We start from the raw sequence: 17900 nt of genomic DNA, 5'->3' as shown, positions 1-17900 counted from the left end.
TCAAATTGTCGTAGTGGAAAGTCCTGAAGGTTTAAGAGACTTGCTTATTGGTAGTACCCCTTATTAACCTAAAATTGTTGTACCTTCATGTGAAAGAATATATACCATTGTTGCGATCGTTCGAAAAAGTACACTTTTGCGAACGGGTATTTTTTGTTCAAAAACGTCCGTTTTTAACGTCCGTAAAAGCTTAAAAATAATTTACGAACGTTCATAAGTTTTATTATACTTTGACGAACGTATTATAGTAGAATAAGAGAAAAAGAATCAAAATGAGGGAGATAAAAGTGGACGTTCGAAAGTTTGGATACATACGAGTTAGCAGCAAAGATCAAAATGAATTACGACAACTTGAAGCAATGAAGGAAAAAGGGATAGATGAACGTGACATCTTCATGGATAAACAAAGTGGAAAAGATTTCAAGAGAGTTCAATACCAATTAATCAAGCGTATCTTACGGAAAGGGGACGTACTCTATATTCATTCGCTTGATCGCTTTGGTCGGAACAAAGAGGAAATTCTACAAGAATGGAATGAAATTACGAAAAATATCCAGGCCGACATTGTGGTGCTGGATATGCCATTATTGGATACCACTCAATTTAAAGACAGTCTAGGTACCTTCATTGCTGATCTAGTTTTACAAATTCTTTCTTGGATGGCAGAAGACGAACGCAATCGAATTCGAAAACGGCAGCGTGAAGGAATTGATGTGGCGAAGAAAAATGGCATAACTTTTGGCAGACCGAAATCTATTATTACAGAAGAGTTTAAACAAGCTTATCATCGGTGGAAAACGGGAGAGATGACAGCTGTGAAAGCGATGAAAGAAATATCGGTTAAAAAGACAACATTTTATAAGTTAGTTAAGGAGTACGAAAAAGAATTGAAAAGTACCAATATATAATAGAAGAATCTCGTCAAAAAAAGCCTTTGCTCAACGAAAGCAAATGCTTTTTTCAATTAAGGAGTTTATTTTATTTTTCAACAAACGGGCCAGATTGTTGAATAAAAAAAGGAAATAATAGAAAGTAAAATACAAGCTCTAAATTATGCCATGTTAGTTAAGATTCTGCTGATAAGGCATCCCCACCAAAAATATCGAATTTTTTTGAAGGGTGCAGCTTTGTAAGGTTTGATGAAGATAATAAATTCACTGAATGTAAATTTGTTTAGGAGTGGAATAAATGAAAAATAGGGTTGGAAGGTTGATGATGTTGAGTTTGTTAGTCAATTGACTGGACGTGAATAATAATAAAATGGAATAAGATGCAAATATATGCTAAAGAAGAGAAAATCCAATTAATCGGATTTGGGACGTTTGAAGTACGTGAACGTTCAGCTCGAAAAGGTCGTAACCCACAAACAGGTGAGGAAATCGAGATTGCTGCTTCTAAGAAATATTTCTCCACCAAAGCGCTACCTTCCCGACTTGATGAAAGAGCGAAGTTAATTATTGAAAAACATTTTATTTAGATTATCTTGTTCAACTGTAGGGTGCGTTAATCCACGATGGATCGACGCTTTTTTGTGTTTATCGTACTAACGGTCAGATAAGTTAAAGAAAGTTCATAGATAAGATACTTCCCGAATACAGAATAATATAGTTTATTTTTTCACCCAAAGGGGGAGGGGAAAATTTGCAAATACATGTTGTCCAAACTGGTGATACACTCTGGAGAATCTCTCAAGGTTATGGTGTATCAATTGACGAACTGATTCGTACAAATAAAATTCTTAATCCAAGTCAATTAGTTGTTGGCCAAACAATTGTTATTCCGATTACAGGAAGATATCACTGGGTTGCACGTGGGGAAACATTATATAGTATTAGCAGACTATATAATATATCCTTAAATGAATTAATACGAATCAACAGGATATCTAATCCTAACCAAATTCCAATTGGTTTGCGATTATATATTCCTCAACTACCTCGGACTTCTGTAGACGTCAATGCTTATATTGACCCTAGAATGACTGGAACGGCATCGCCACAAATTGTAAACGAAGTCGGAGAACATTTAACATTCCTGGCGATTTTTAGCTATGCGGTTAACCGTAACGGTACGTTGACTCCTGTTACAGATCAACCGTCTATTAATTCAGCTTACGGAGATCGTGTTGTTCCCTTAATGGTTTTGACTAACTTTGAAGCAGGTACGTTTAGTCAAGAACTAGCAACAACTGTGTTAACAGATTCTAATTTACAGGACAGAATAATGGATGAAAAAGGTTATCGTGGACTAGATTTTGATTTTGAATATTTAGGGAGAGAAAATAGAGAGCGGTACAATGCATTTCTAAGGAAGGCTAGAACTAGATTAAAAGAAAAAGGATATTTTATCTCGTCTGCCCTCGCTCCAAAGTTGAGTGATGAGCAGAAAGGGGTATTATATGAAGGACATGATTACGCCGCACACGGGACGATTGTGGACTTCATTTTCTTCATGACGTATGAATGGGGCTGGTCCGGCGGTCCTCCGATGGCTGTTTCACCAATTAATCAGGTACGCAAAGTGATGGAGTATGCACTCTCAGAGGTACCTAGTAACAAAATCATGATGGGTATTCCTCTTTACGGATATGATTGGACTCTTCCATATGTTCCTGGAGGAAGATGGGCAAAATCAATTAGTCCGCAAGATGCTATTCAATTAGCTGTACGCTATAAACAAAATATTCAGTATGATCCCATATCTCAGGCTCCATTTTTTCACTATACAGACGAGAATGGGGCGAGACATGAAGTTTGGTTTGAGGACGCAAGAAGCATCCAAGCGAAATTTAATCTTGTAAAGGAATTAGGCTTAAGAGGATTTTTTTATTGGGTATTGGGCAGGGACTTTCCACAAAACTGGCTGCTCATTGAAGATAATTTTAACGTAAATAAACGGGTGTAAAATAGAAATTAGGAGTTGCTATACTCAAGCAACTCCTTTCTTAGTGGACAAACGGGGGGATAGTTAATAAGAAAGGGGTACTATTAGTGTATTATTAGTCCATAGTCAAGCTGCAAAGGGGGGCAAGAAAATGAAGCAATATTACTTCATAATGGTTTTGCTTATTATGGTAAATGCTACTTTTCTTCTGAATGCATATAATTTTCCAGCTAATTTCATTTATATTTTCTTCGTTATCCTTTTTGCTTTCGGTTTGATTTATTCGATTAAATCGATAAATAAAAATCGAGTGCTTTCAATAATATCGATTATATTAATGCTATAAGTTTATTTATAAGTTTTTGGGTTATGTTTGCTATATATTTAATGGGACCTCCAGCATAATTTTTAAACTGACGGGTGCTTGTGCGGCTGAGCATAGGTCGTATCATATAGCGTGTGGGATTCCATTCTAGTAGGAACTAGCCATTCACTCGTAGCGAGTCTTGGAGGGCTAAAGGTAACTTTAGTCTTTAAGCCTAGACAGTTAGGTGCAGTAGCCGTCAAGGCTGGGAATCTTATGGAGTGATAGTCTCCTGTCATCAATTGACCGATTCGGATGACTAGTGCAATGCATGGGGAGGTAACGAGCTCGTTCTGCTTGGAAGTAAAAGTCACGGCGGACTATTCTACACATATAGAATAAGATCCCTTTTTGGTAGTAATATCAGTATTGATTATTAACTCCTTTTCTTTATATAAATTTATGTAATAGAAAAAGTGTCTGGGCGACAAGCAGTGCCATTCTGATTTTATATAGAAGGACACTCCAATTTTAATAGGAGTATTTAGTAAAAAAGGACAACTGAAAATATCTGGTTTATGCCTTTATAGGTGCCAGGGACAAAAAAACAGAGCTGGAAGCTTGGTGCCTGCCACCATTTATCCATCACTGTTTAATCTTTTTTTCTGATTTTTATGCCTAACCTATCATTGATTTATTTTTCTTATATTGAAATTATCGTTTAGTAATGTCCAGTTCGACAGGTATGGGTACCCTAGTGCCCAGTAGCTGATTCCGCGGAGGTTAAATTCTTTAGCCAGGTCGAATTTTGCTTGAGCGCTTCGTGCGTCTTCGAACCAAACTTCGTGACCACGGCCTTGTGCATCTACGTAACGGAAAAATGGTGATTGTGCCACGGTATCATATTGAATGGTGGCGCCATATTTTACAGCACGGGCAACCGCTTCCTGGGTACTAAAAGTTTCAGCCTCTTGACCTTTAACATGAGGCAGAAGCCAATCCCTTGCATAAATTTGAAAACCTAAAAAGATCTTTTCTGCTGGCATAACAGACCGTGCATACTCTACGACACGTCTCATTTGATTAATCGGTGAGATAGCTTGAGGCGGTCCAAGCCGGTATCCCCATTCATAGGTCATCAGCACCACGAAATCGGCAATTCTTCCGTGTGCTTCATAATCATGTGATTCATATAGAAGACCAGCCTGAGTAGCACTAAGCTTCGGTGCTAGTGCAGTCGAGACAAAGTAACCCCTAGGATGCAGACGGTCCACTGTTAGCTGAAGAAATTGATTATAATTCTCACGATCTGCCGGTAAAACATTTTCAAAATCGATGTTAACACCTTTATATCCCTTTGCCTCCATTATCTGAAGAATATTGGTTAGGATTTTTCCACGTAACTCTGGACTAGATAGTAAGGTATGGGCAACATTGGAACCAGCGGATCCTGTTGTAAAGTTGGTAATAGACATCATTGGTACCACATTTTTAGCTCGTGCAGCAGCAATCATTAAATTGTCACTCACCGGTTGCAAATCCCCATTTTCGTTAATGAGGTAAGCAAAAGGACTAAGATACGTAAGAAAATCACCAAGTTCCTGTATGGTTTGTGCTCCTGACGCATCAGCTTGATACGAATAAGCATTTACTTCTATGTTTGGTTTCCTACGAGGAATTCTTAACTGTAAACCAGGATAAATCAGATTTGGATCTTGAATATTATTTTCATGAATAATGGCCTGTATCGTTACTCCATACCGATTCGCAATAAACCATAGTGCCTCTCCAGGTTGGACCACGTGGATTCTTGGCGGAATTACTAGTTTCATCCCCGGATTTAAAACATTCGGATCCGTTAATTGGTTCGCCTGAACAATTGAATTGATCGACACACCATATTGCTGGGAAATCGACCATAACGTTTCTCCGCTTCTAACGATATGTGTTTTGCCAGGTACAGGAATCACTAATGATTGACCAATCAACAGCCGGTTCGGATTTTCCAGTCCATTTACTTGAATAATTCCATTCAGATTCACATTGTAACGCTGGGCAATTTGCCAAAGAGTCTCTCCGCTACGAACAACATGTATAAGCAAAAGCATCTCCTCCAACAAAACTTCAATAATGTACTATATGTTGGGAAGTGCCGTAGTGATATTAGTCTAGGTTAATTATTTGGCTATAGGAAGTTCATTTTTATTTGTTTTTTTTACGGGTTACTGCGAAATTCTTGAAATCGCAGAAGCCTATTCATTTTTCCGAATTGAAACTAAAGTAAATAACGAGACGTTAAAAAGGAATAACTTTAAATAAAAAAGATAAACTCATTTATTAATATCAATATTATTTTTATATTAAATTTAATGTTTAAAGTATCTCCTTCGGTAAATAAACAATGTATTTGAGAATCAACAGATAATATTTATACGAAACTATATTTTGGATTCCTTGGAGGTCAAAATTATGAAAAGGATTACTCTGGTTGTATTTTCTTCCCTTCTCCTTTCTATTGGACTGAACGGCTGCCAACAGGAAATCTCAGACGACCATTTAAGTGAAAACAAGCAAAATATAAATATAAAGGAAAAGCAAAGTAACAAATATAAGGAGTTAGATGTCAGGGAATCTGTCTGGAATCAACTAACAGAAAAGGAAAAAGAACATATTCGAGGAATGTGGGAAGATGCAAGTGTTCAGAAAATAATCCTTCGAGACACAATGGGAATCATAAAAGACAAAACATTTATTGGAAAAGAAGTTTTTATTGTAGATTATCCTTCGAACGATAACCCCACTTTGGGTGGAATTACTGCTTTTGCAGATATAAGATCCCATCAAATAATTGGATTTGGTTATAAAGAGTAATAATAAATAATTTTACTTTACTGTTTTTTAGCTTTATGAACGGATGCAATGCCTAACAAAGGCATTGCTTTTTTATTTGACTTACGGTCGAATAGTTGAACAAGGATTTACGGATATAATATTAAAATTGAATAAAAGTCAGGAGTGTAAATAACGATATGGATAAAAAATTTTTTATAACCATACTTTTAACATATATTACTTTAGACATAATGAAAGATATACAAGTATCGAATATATGGATAATTAACCAGTTAATCGAATTAATTGTCTGTTTCGCAGTTTTTTTATATTTGCTTTTATTTGGAGCTTTTTCACTAAAGAAAAATTTTAAATCCTCTTTAATGGGGTAACCCTTTTAAAAAGTAGAATGGTTTTGGTAGTATGAAAAAGTCACCAAATAAAATATAACAGCAATTTTGGGGGTTCGAATGTGGAACGTTATTGTATTAAAGGAGCAATTTACGGCTTATTGATAAGCTTTGCGTTATCTATTTGGTTTGTTCCATATAAATCCATTGAATATGACGGTGATACACTTATAACCGAGGTTATCAATACTACTGAATACGTTGTTAGGATATTAAGATACAGTGTTTTAGGATCTGTAATTGGAGCAGCATTGGTTTATATTCAGAAAAAATTTAAATAAAGAGTTTAGCATTAAGTTGAAGTTTTTTGTTTATATCAACCCTTTTTTTGTTGCTGAAATTATATTAATTCCAGAGAGGTTTGTGTATTTGATTGAATTATTCCAAGAAGAAACTCCTACTTTTTCTTGCTATGGTTTGTTGTGTGCTTTTAACAGGGTTTGATAAATCTGAAGAAAATCAAATATATTCTGTTGTTTATTCCATGATTACTGCAATAAATAAAAAAGATGCGGAAGGTTATATTCAGACCTTAGACGATTATTTCATCAAATCGACTTATGATGATAAGGAGTTCATAAGGAAAAATATTGACGAATTTGGTTATGTAGATTTGTTGGAGTTTAAAGTTTTATCCATAAATACGTATACTTCCTATGCCAATTACAAGTTGAAACATACTAATAAAAATAAAGAGCAGACAACCTTTTTTGGTAAAATGATTCTGGTACGGTCAGAAGAGGGTTGGAAAATTTATTATGTATCAGAGGAAGAATTAAAAATTGAGGAATAAATAATAATGTTGAGCAAGGACGGAAAATAAAATTGAAATCCTTTACAAATACAAAATAAACGGTTATCAAAAGGAAATTTACCTTGTGGTAACCGTTTTTTTGAATCCATTTTGCCATAACTAGTAAATGTGTTATTAGGGAATGGTTAATTTTTGCCCCACATAAAGATAAGAATTGGTACTCATATTGTTCAATTTGGCAAGAGCAGCAACACTAACTCCAAATTTTTGTGCGATTTTCCACAAAGAATCACCTGATTGCACCGTATAGTTTCTTCCCTGACTTTTGGCAGGTATGATTAACTCTTGTCCCACCCATAATGCACCGGTCGGATTAATATTGTTCGCACTTGCAATGGAATTGATGGTTGTGCCGTATTTTTGGGCAATCGACCACAATGATTCTCCATTCTTTACCGTATGGACTAACTGCCCACTAAACCGAATTCGTGTCCAATCAAACAACTTCCCGGGATCTGTCTTCCTTCCGGGTGCGTACTCGTCATGGCCTACAATATGTTGTCTGTCTCTTTTAATAAAGGGATGACGTCCAATGATATCATCTAATAAGAGATTTAAAGAACGGTACTGTGCTTCCGTGTATCCAATATTATAAGGGGCTATAGACTGATATGTCTGAGCTGACATTACTGGTAACATCTCATCCTGAGTTCCAATGGCTAATAATTCAATCCCAATGGAATACTCATTTAATCGGTTTTTATACGCAGGAAACCCGGGCAAATCCCCTTTCCCCGCATGATATGCCACGCGATTTTCATCTACCAATCTGTAAACCTCCCCACTTCTCCCAATCAAATAATGTGAGGAGACACCGTTGTTAATAAAAATACGATACACATCCTGCACATTGTAGGGATCATATGGTTTACTTACAGCGTTTGAAATAAAGTGTATGACTACATGCGTTATAGGCTGTGTCCTAGGCTTTGAATTTTGTAGTGGAAGGTAATAATTACGAATGGGAACATTCCGGTCATCAGCAAAGGGTATGGATAATATCTTGCCAGGATTAATCATGCTTGGATTTTGAATATTGTTCCTGAGGATGATTTCTTGAACCGTCGTACTGTATCTTTGGGCAATTTGCCATAAGTTTTCACCTAGCTGTACGACATGAATTTGCATAAAATATCCCCCCGATCTTCATTTTTACCATCATATTCTCGGTAAAAGGATTATGTCTCATATTGAAATTTAAACTTGAATATGGAAGTAAACACTAGGATATTCTGATGGCTTTTTCCAAAAAATATAAGATGTTAAAGAGCATTTTCTATAGAAAGGAAATTAAAAATGAACAAAACCATTATTGTTATCTTAAGTTTGTTCTTAATATTGTTCGTAAATATTTCTCCAGCTCTTGCTGTTAATAACCCTAGGAATACGTATGAAATTCGGTCAGGGGATACTCTTTGGAAAATTGCCCAAACCTATGGGATCACTATAAATGACCTTAATTCGATAAATGGATTACAATCTGATTTATTAGTAGTTGGCCAGAAATTACGAGTTCCAATTATGTATCAGGTTGTGGCAGGGGATACCTTATGGAAACTTGCACAATCATTTAATTCATCGGTTCCATTAATTAGGACGGCAAACGGACTTACCTCTAATGTCATATATGTAGGGCAAAAATTAAAGATCATTCCCACAAAACTGACGATGGATGGGCAATTTGTGCTCATGACAAGGGATCAATTTAGGGATTGGCTGTTTAACCAAAAATTCACAAGAAAAATAACGTATTTCCAAGAACATCACACATGGTGGCCGTCATACAGTGACTTTAACGGTTCAAATCATTTTGCATGGATGTATAAAATGAAGGATCTTCATGTTAAAGAGATGGGATGGTCAGATATAAGCCAGCAATTAACCGTATTCCCTGATGGAAAAGTAGTTCTGGGCAGACCATTTAACACCCCTCCTCAAGGTTCGTTTGGGCTATTAAATAAAGCTGTAATGCCATCGATTGAAGCTGAAGCATTGGCTATTGAAAATGTCGGGAATTTTGATGAGGGACATGATCAAATGACTCCAGAACAAAGAGAAACCATCATCACGGTTGCTGCTTTACTAAGTATCAAATTTGGATTAACCCCTTCCGTTGATACCATCCAATACCATCATTGGTGGGATATGAACACAGGTGAAAGAGTATTAGATAAAAGTGAGGGACATGCTGTCAAAACTTGCCCAGGAACCGGATTTTTTGGAGGTAATAGTACAACAGATGCTAAAAATGATTTTTATCCTCTTGTGAGAAATAAAATGCAAGAAATCTTATCTACTATGTAGATGATAAAAAAAGGCGATTGTTCAATGAGCAGTCGCTTTTTCATTAATATTGGGGTAATAAAAGTATGATTTGGAAGATTTTCGTTTTAGGGTCATGAACCAAAGTGTCAGATACATTAAATCATAATTATTCAAGAACGAACTATTTACATTAAAATATAAGGATTTGGTGGAAATATTGGCATCTTTAATAGGGTTAATGCTCATATTATGGGGGATAATTATACTTTTTTCCTCTTTAGGGGTACGGAAACGATTCGCAGATTGAGGGGTCACTTTAGAAAATAATGGAATTATCAACTAGACCTATCAAAAGATAGGTTTTTATTTTATCCTAAAAATATGATTGTCAAAAAATTAAGAAATAAAGAAGGGATATAAATTGCCAAGTATTCAGGATACCATTTACCCTAGATTTAAGAGTAATCTAACGGAAAAGAACTTGGAAGAAGTATATACCCCAAAAATGAATGAAATAGAATGGGCAGAGGCTAAATCTAAAGGAATCTTACAGCAATTAGCATTACTAGTATTAATTAAAACCGTGCAAAATCTTGGATTTATTATCCGTGTTGTTGATATTCCGGAAGTGATTGTGATACATATTGAGAAAAAAAACGCGCTTACCTATGCCTACCAAAGAAGAGTGGAAAATGTATAGTGAAACGAGAACAGCCAAACGGCATTTTCGCCTTATTCGAGATTATCTTCAGTTACGACCGTTTAATCATGAAGCCAATCAAATTTTGATTGATACAATGAGTAAACTCGCATTTAGTAAAGATGATCCGGCGGACTTAGTCAATGCTGTTATTGAAGAATTAATACGGAAACGATACGAATTACCTGTTTATATTACCTTAAAGGATGCAGCTAATGAAGTTCGAAATAAATCATATCGTGCCATTTATCATCGTGAGCTGGGAAGAGTGATAAGAACCATGTTTCTGTTAAAATATATGGCTGACGAAGAACTGAGAGGTACCATTCAAGCAGCCACTAACAAAAGTGAAGCCTTTAATGGGTTTACCAAGTGGATCTTCTTTTGTGGCGAAGGAATTATCGCTGAAAATGACCGGGAAAAACAACGTAAAGTTATTAAATATAACCATCTTGTGGCCAATTGTCTCATTTTTTATAATGTGTTCTCTTTATCTCGTATTCTTCATGACTACATGCAAGATGGAAATGAATATGATGAAGAGTTGATTTCCTATTTAAGCCCTTATGTTACGGCACATGTCAATCGGTTTGGCAAATATCGTATTGATCTAAACCGTAAACCACCAAAACTTCCATTTGAGGTTCCTGTTGCAAGAGAAATAAGTGTGTCCTTAACAAAATGAAGGAGTGTTCTAAATGTTAGATATTGACAAGATTCGCTGGATGATGAACCGAAGAGATTCAGGATGGAGGGAAGAAGACTCATGGGAGATTTATCTTTTGAGAGAGCTAGTGGTGATTTCAAGGTAAAACTTCTTCTTTCAATTAAGATTACACAAATAGTGGTAAATCATTTACTTTTCTACCATTATTTCCTCTATATCCAGTATTTAAAAAAGGGAGTAGAATTATGTCGACTATTCCGGATAGTACAAAAGTTTGAGAGAGGAAGAAACATATTTCATGTCCTCATCATTTCGGTCTTTCTGTCGTTATTTTGCAATCATCATCTCATTTTGCTTGATTTTCAGTTTAGTAGGGCCAAATTTTACGAAGGCAGCGCCAGGTGTGACCGGCAGGACCCCTAAGAAACAAACTGTAAAAGCAGATATAGGTGATATCCCGAATAAGCTCCCTAAAAACAAACTGGAATTAACAAGTAAGCGAACCAAGTATTCGACTCGTTATCTTCATCCTGATGGGAGCTTTTCAGAAGATATCTTCTTAGATCCTCAGTTTTATCAAGATCCTTCCGATAAGAAATGGAAAAAGATTGATAATACCCTAAAAGTAAGTAAGACAAAAGCTGGGAAATTAGAAAACACGGCCAATGAGGTAAAGACTTGGTTAGCTGATCAAGCTGGAACAGGCGATTTAGCGTCTATTGAAAAAGACGGGAAAAGTGTTTCCTTTGTTCCTGTTCAAGCGAAAAGTGTAAAGGGTAGTATCAAAGGAAACGAAATCACTTATCCAGAAATCTATACAGATACCGATGTGCGTTATCGTATAGAAGGGGATATGTTAAAAGAAGATCTTATCCTGCAACAATATCACCAAAACACCTTTACTTTTGAATTGAAGGCCGATGGGGTTAAACCTGTGGTTGGGAAAGATGGGACTATTAGCTTTACAGATTCAAAAGGTAACAAAGTTTGGTATTTTAAAAACCTATTTATGACAGATGCCAATGGCAAGTATTCAGACAAGGTTAACCTCAAGCTTCATGAAGAAAAAGGAAAAACCTATGTTGATGTTGTAGCGGACGAAAATTTCTTGAAAGATCCTAAAACTAAATATCCAGTTACAATAGATCCATCCATAGATACCTGGGATGTGCAACATGATAATTTCATCTCGACGGGCTATCCCGATTCGTACGCTTTTAGTCCAACGTATATGATGACTGGATACCACAGTGTCAATGGAACAACACGCTCACTCGTCCAATTTTATTTACCAAGTATTCCGAGTGATAGTATCATTCAAAGTGCCAATTTTAATGCGTATCAAACGAAAACAGATGCAACGAATAGTACGATTGATTTATATCGCATCACAAGTAATTGGAATGGTATGTCACATGGAACACACAGCCGTCCATTAGCAACCAGCGGGATTCGACAATAACCAATAATGCGACAAATGCGTATTGGCAATGGGATATCACAGCTCTTGTCAAAGACTGGTACTTCGGTAATCAGGCGAATTATGGTTTCATGTTAAAACAACAAAACGAAGCGACTTCGCCCTACCGGTCGTTTAATACCGTCAACAGTGGAAACAATACGCCTAGATTAACCATTAACTATACGGTTGATCCAATTGGTATAGAAGATTATTGGGGCCTTACAAAGGATGGCGTAAATCCTGCTAATGGAAACTTAGTTTATCAAAAAAATGATTTATCAATTCCAGGACGTGGCGTACCAGTCAGTATGACTCGTACGTATAACAATCGAAAATCCGATGTTGCCGGAATGTTTGGATATGGATGGACTAGTAATGTCGAAAAGAGACTTGTGGATGGTGGAACTGGCCCCATTACGCTGATCGATGAAGACAATACACAACATATCTTTGGACAAAAGATTGGTGGAGGCTATGTAGCTGCTGGAGGAGATTATTTAACGCTCGTGAAAAACGGAGATGGAACCTATACCATCACGCAAACGGACGGAACAAAAGAGAACTATAATACGAGTGGAAAGTTGTCCTCCATTGTCGATACCAATGGAAATACGACGACGTTCACTTATAATGGAAGCGGAAAATTAACAACGATAAAGGATGCGTCCTTAAGAAGTACAACCTTGACGTATGGGACCAATGGGTATGTTTCTAGCATGACCGATCCAGCAAATCATACCATCAATTATGGATTTGATGGATCTGGTAATTTAACAACTGTTACGGATGCAGCTGGAAAAATCACCACATTATCCTATGATTCTAATCATGCACTGACAGGCATTAAGGATGCACGTAACATCACAACAACGATTAGTTACGATACAGCCAATAGGGTTAAGACTATTAGTAAACCCATTACTATCAATGGGACCTTGCAAACGAGCACAACAACTTACTCCTACGACACGACGAATCTCGTGACGTCTGTGACGGATGGGGAAGGAAAGCGAATTGACTACACTTATACGGCAAATGGCAATGTGGCTCAGGTGACAGAAAATCCATTGGATTCTGCAAACAAAGCCATTACTACGTATACGTATGACAATAATAACAACCTTACCCAAGTTCAAGATCCAAACACCAATAAAACGGGTGGCACGAGTAAGTATATTTATACGTACGATGGGAATGGAAACATTACAGCGGTACAGGTCCCAGGTGGTCAAACTGGCTATAACACGTACGATAGTCAAAACAATCTAACGAAAGAACAAGATTTTAATAGTAATATCACTTCATCCGACTATGATTCAAATAATAATCAAACCGAATCGACTGATGCCAATGTTCAAACATCAGCAAGCAGATATGCTGCAAATGGAAATATGCAATATGATACAAAACCAATGTCTGTTGCAGATAATAAATTGGCAAATTCTAGTTTTGAACTTGATAACAATACGGATAACTGGCCGGATAACTGGACGAAAGCAACCGAAACTGGGAAAACAGCTACGTTTGCTTGGTCAACCACATCCAAATATGGTGGTAAGAGTGTTAGTATCTCTAATCCTACCGGGTGGGCAATTGTTCAATCGGATAAGGCTCCTTACGTAACAGGTGATAAATATATTGTTAGCGGGTATGTAAAAACGTCCGGAACAACAGGTACCTCCGTTGTCAAAGTAGAATTTTTGGATTCAACAGGGGGATGGATTAGTGAAAAACAAGCTTATACATTAAAAGGAACGCAAGACTGGACTCGTATTCAAGCGGTGATTGACAGCGTACCAGCGAATACTGCATCTATTCGAGTGTCTGTTGGGCTTAGCGCAGGATCTGGTACTGCATATTTCGATGGTGTTCAATTGGAAAAAGGAACAACGCTTTCTGCTTATAACTTTGTAGATAATTCAAGCTTTGAACGCAATTCAGGTTTAAACAGTATTCCGGATAACTGGACAACTAGTGGGAACTTGTCTTCCACAAATGATGGAATCGATAAAAACGTAAATTCAGGTGATGACAAGGTTTACACTGGGACGTATGCATTTAAACTTACTGGTGAAAAGACGAAAAACAAATATATCAAACAACATATTAATCTTTCCGGTGATGAGAACACCCCATTGACACTATCCGGTTGGTCTAAACAAATAGGGGCTGACGCCAACGGTGGAAATTATGTTCTTCAAGTCCAACTCAATTATGCCGATAACTCTGTAGGGACTTTTGCGAATGATTTCAGCAAAACATCAGAAGACTGGCAGCATGTCGCAGCAAAGATAAAACCGGCTAATGCCTTTAATTCTATAGACGTGTTATATCTATATTATGATCAATTAGGAACAGCCTGGTTTGATGCCATGCGTTTAGAAGTAGGAAATTCGTTTACTTTTAACACGTATGACGCTGGTGGAAACTATCTCACCAATGTTGATAATTCAGCAAGCAGTATTTCCTACTCCTATGATGGTGTCGGAAATCAAACAAGTATGACGGATGGAAAAGGAAAGAACACTTCTTTTGCTTACGATCAGTTAAATAGGTTAACGAAAGTAACTGACGCTAACTTAGGAGATACTTCCTATGGTTATGACGGAGTGGGGAATCAAACTTCGGTAACAGATGCAAACAATCATGTAACCAATTATAGTTATAACGAGTGGAATTTGATTTCTAGTATCACAAACCCGTTAAATCAAGTCACTCAATTTGGGTATGACAAGAACGGAAACAGTACAAAGGTAACCTTCCCTAAAGGAGATTCCGTTTCCTATACCTATAATGGCTTGAATCGGATGGATACCATTTCCAACAATGGAGTAAAGAAATGGGATTTAGCCTATGACGCGAATGGAAACCTAACTTCTGCAACCGATTCAGGTGGAAAGTCCACGACTTACACATACGATAAAAATAATCGTGTAACTAAGATGGCTGAAGGCGCGTCAAACAAAATTGATTATGTGAACGATGATAATGGGAATCCTACTTCGTTAACGGTAACAGCAGGAGCAACATCCATTTCCACAGGATATACGTTAGATTCACAGGATCAAGTAACTGCTCTTTCTCGAAAAGGAGCGAACCAAGCGAAGTTCGTTTATGATGAACAGGGAAATGTCATCTCTGTGAATCGTTCAAATGGCACTTATACGTCATATGAATATGACGATGCTAATCGCTTGAAATCTGTAAAGAACTATAACAATGCCGGTTCTTTGTTAGATTCATACAGCTATACGTATGATGCGAACGGCAACCGAACTAGTGTAGTAACAAGTTCAGGTACCATTTCGTACCAATATGATGCATTAAACCAATTAACACAAGAAACCCTATTAGACGGTACAACTATTGCATATGAATATGATGCAGTAGGAAATCGTACAAAGAAAACAGTGACCCAAGGTCAAACAAACACAACAACAAATTATACGTATGATGTTGCCAATGAGCTGACAGCTGTCAATGGCCAAGCATATACGTACGATGCGAATGGTAATTTGACTAGCAATGGTACGAATACCTTCATCTATGATGTTGAAAATCATTTGATTCAAGTGAAGAAATCGGATGGTACGAGCTTAGCTACCTTTACGTACGATCAAGATGGTAAGCGAACTAGTATGACCACTTCAAGTGGAACAACTAATTTCCATTACAGTGGAGATAAAGTGATATATGAAACAGATTCAAATAATAATATTGTCGCTGATTATACTTGGGATGATCAAGGAAATCCAGTAACGATGACTAAGGATACGGCAACATACTATTATCATGTGAATGGTCATGGAGATGTAACATCATTAACTGATGCGAGTGGTAATATCGTTGCACAGTATCAGTATGACGCTTGGGGTAACATTACTAGTTCGACAGGATCAATGAAAGATGCTAACCCTTATCGTTATGCTGGTTATCGTTATGACAATGAAACTGGATTGTACTATCTCATGGCTCGTTATTATGACCCTAATGTGGGCCGGTTTATCACAAGGGATTCGTTCAATGGATCTCCGAATAAACCATTGAGTTTAAATCAATATACGTACACTGAGAATAATCCAGTAATTATGGTTGATCCAGGAGGGCATTTCCCATACAAATTAACAGCAGGATGGATCGCCTTCGGCTTAGCGGTTGCAGCACTATTAGGGGCTCCGGTCTGGGTAGGTGCAACTTCTACTATTTTGAGATTTGCTATATTGGGTTACGATTTATATTATGTAATTCGACATAAATATTCATTTAGAAAATCAGTAAGTTATATTGGTTTAGATATTTGGAATGCCGGGGGTAAAGTAAAAGGCCTTGAACACCTTGTTACGTTTGGAATTGGACATGCTTCTTTGATTATAGATTCAGTGAAATATTGGTTAAAAAAATTTCATGTTCAATAAGCCAAATTCAAGTGAATGATGGAGGGAATTAAACTGGATAGGATTTTTATGATTTATTTGGGATATTTAATGATTGGTTGGATAGTATGGATGATACTGTATTTTAGAGTAAAGAAGAAAGGGAAAAACGTTAAGAAAAAACTTATTCGAATAACTGCAATTCAAGGAGCATTAGCCGGTTTAGTTTTATCCATCATTTCACAAGCAACAATATTAGTTTCTTTATTAATTATTATCTCATTCGGATTTATAGGGTATACAGCAATGACGTCATCCTTTAGAATTCGTGAAACTCTTGGAAAAAAAGATTAATAAATACATTGAAACTGTCTCAAGTGATTTTGAGGCAGTTTTGCTCTTTTATTAAATCATGAATGTTAATATTGTAGAAATACTTTCTAAGATGTTGAAAATCATTTGATTCAAGTAAAGAAATCGGATGGTAAGAGAACTAGTATGACAACATCAAGTGGAACAACTAATTTCCATTACAATGGAGATAAAGTAATAAAACGGATTCCAATAATAATATTGTTGCTGATTATACTTGGGACACAATCAAGGGAATCCAGTTACGATGACCAAGGGTTATTATGAGTGGTGGGGTTACGACATGGATGGAACAAGAGGAGACACCGATAGCAGCAAACGTTGTAACATGTGTTTTCTATCTATAAATATGGAAAAACTTTATTTAAAATTATTGGAGCATCCTTATTACAAGGTCTTTTCCTGTTTTTATGGTCATTATTACTGATAATACCTGGTATTATAAAAAGTTTATCTTACTCCCAAACATTTTTCTTATTGCGCGATCATTCTGAATATACAATGTTTGAAGCAATAACTGAAAGCAGAAAAATGATGAATGGGTATAAGTGGAAATATTTTTTGTTAGGACTAAGTTTTATTGGTTGGGGTATTCTTTGTTTGTTTACATTAGGAATTGGGTTTTTGTGGTTGGTTCCTTATGTCTCCACAGCTATGGCTACGTTTTATAATCAAATTGTATTTAGTCAGGATGAAAATGACACAAGTGATAAAACAATAATTCTTTAGAGTGGATGAGATGGTCACTCAAATGAGTATTTTAATTTAAGAGTAAGATAATTATTTATGGACTGATAGGTTTTTACCAATGATAAAGT

Annotated in this window: 14 protein-coding genes and 1 pseudogene; 13 read left to right on the top strand and 2 right to left on the bottom strand. The window is 36.5% G+C overall.

The window, feature by feature from the left end:
* The first annotated feature begins 272 nt into the window (after positions 1–272).
* From RCG22_RS06970 to RCG22_RS06960, 3 genes and pseudogenes are all read left to right on the top strand, one after another.
* On the top strand, positions 273–908 hold the full coding sequence (locus RCG22_RS06970) for a recombinase family protein (RefSeq protein WP_374049431.1): 636 nt from the start codon (positions 273–275) through the stop codon (positions 906–908).
* A 383-nt stretch (positions 909–1291) separates the two neighbouring features.
* Positions 1292–1477, top strand: a pseudogene (locus RCG22_RS06965) (HU family DNA-binding protein); the annotation flags it as partial.
* Between the two features lie 164 nt (positions 1478–1641).
* Complete coding sequence (locus RCG22_RS06960; protein ID WP_308106318.1) at positions 1642–2904, top strand: glycoside hydrolase family 18 protein; 1263 nt, start codon at positions 1642–1644, stop codon at positions 2902–2904.
* 969 nt (positions 2905–3873) lie between these two features.
* Here the strand turns inward: RCG22_RS06960 and RCG22_RS06955 are convergent.
* Complete coding sequence (locus RCG22_RS06955; protein WP_308106317.1) at positions 3874–5289, bottom strand: LysM peptidoglycan-binding domain-containing protein; 1416 nt, start codon at positions 5287–5289, stop codon at positions 3874–3876.
* Positions 5290–5656: 367 nt separating this feature from the next.
* Here RCG22_RS06955 and RCG22_RS06950 point away from each other — a divergent pair, with 367 nt between their 5' ends.
* From RCG22_RS06950 to RCG22_RS06940, 3 genes are all read left to right on the top strand, one after another.
* Positions 5657–6058 (top strand): hypothetical protein, encoded by a 402-nt coding sequence (locus RCG22_RS06950; RefSeq protein WP_308106316.1) that lies wholly within the window; start codon positions 5657–5659, stop codon positions 6056–6058.
* Between the two features lie 433 nt (positions 6059–6491).
* A complete protein-coding gene (locus tag RCG22_RS06945; protein WP_308106315.1) occupies positions 6492–6710 on the top strand; it encodes a hypothetical protein in 219 nt (72 codons plus the stop codon).
* 143 nt (positions 6711–6853) lie between these two features.
* A complete protein-coding gene (locus RCG22_RS06940; protein WP_308106314.1) occupies positions 6854–7222 on the top strand; it encodes a hypothetical protein in 369 nt (122 codons plus the stop codon).
* A 135-nt stretch (positions 7223–7357) separates the two neighbouring features.
* On the opposite strand, the gene RCG22_RS06935 is transcribed toward RCG22_RS06940, so the two are convergent.
* Positions 7358–8371: a LysM peptidoglycan-binding domain-containing protein gene (locus RCG22_RS06935; RefSeq protein ID WP_308106313.1), complete on the bottom strand. Its 1014-nt coding sequence runs from the start codon at positions 8369–8371 to the stop codon at positions 7358–7360.
* 168 nt (positions 8372–8539) lie between these two features.
* Between RCG22_RS06935 and RCG22_RS06930 the strand changes: the two genes are divergently transcribed.
* The 7 genes from RCG22_RS06930 to RCG22_RS06900 all read left to right on the top strand — a co-directional run bounded on the left by RCG22_RS06930 (position 8540) and on the right by RCG22_RS06900 (position 17811).
* Positions 8540–9547, top strand: coding sequence for a LysM peptidoglycan-binding domain-containing protein (locus tag RCG22_RS06930; protein WP_308106312.1), 1008 nt, complete (start codon positions 8540–8542; stop codon positions 9545–9547).
* Positions 9548–9929: 382 nt separating this feature from the next.
* A complete protein-coding gene (locus RCG22_RS06925) occupies positions 9930–10208 on the top strand; it encodes a DUF4158 domain-containing protein (protein ID WP_308106311.1) in 279 nt (92 codons plus the stop codon).
* Positions 10201–10893, top strand: a complete 693-nt coding sequence (locus RCG22_RS06920) for a Tn3 family transposase (RefSeq protein WP_308106310.1) — start codon at positions 10201–10203, stop codon at positions 10891–10893. The genes RCG22_RS06925 and RCG22_RS06920 overlap by 8 nt, the downstream gene beginning before the upstream one ends.
* Before the next feature lie 280 nt (positions 10894–11173).
* Positions 11174–12337 (top strand): DNRLRE domain-containing protein, encoded by a 1164-nt coding sequence (locus RCG22_RS06915; protein WP_308106309.1) that lies wholly within the window; start codon positions 11174–11176, stop codon positions 12335–12337.
* Positions 12274–16752: an RHS repeat-associated core domain-containing protein gene (locus tag RCG22_RS06910; protein ID WP_308106308.1), complete on the top strand. Its 4479-nt coding sequence runs from the start codon at positions 12274–12276 to the stop codon at positions 16750–16752. Before RCG22_RS06915 ends, RCG22_RS06910 begins: the two co-directional genes overlap by 64 nt.
* Positions 16753–16767: 15 nt before the next feature.
* Complete coding sequence (locus RCG22_RS06905; RefSeq protein WP_308106307.1) at positions 16768–17064, top strand: hypothetical protein; 297 nt, start codon at positions 16768–16770, stop codon at positions 17062–17064.
* Between the two features lie 348 nt (positions 17065–17412).
* Positions 17413–17811 (top strand): DUF975 family protein, encoded by a 399-nt coding sequence (locus RCG22_RS06900; RefSeq protein WP_308106306.1) that lies wholly within the window; start codon positions 17413–17415, stop codon positions 17809–17811.
* Positions 17812–17900: the final 89 nt, after the last annotated feature.

It is taken from the genome of Neobacillus nitrireducens, from assembly GCF_030915405.1.
Taxonomy (GTDB): Bacteria; Bacillota; Bacilli; order Bacillales; family Cytobacillaceae; genus Neobacillus.
The sequence above is the reverse complement of the archived record's forward strand: the minus strand, read 5'-3'. Positions and strand labels throughout refer to the sequence as shown.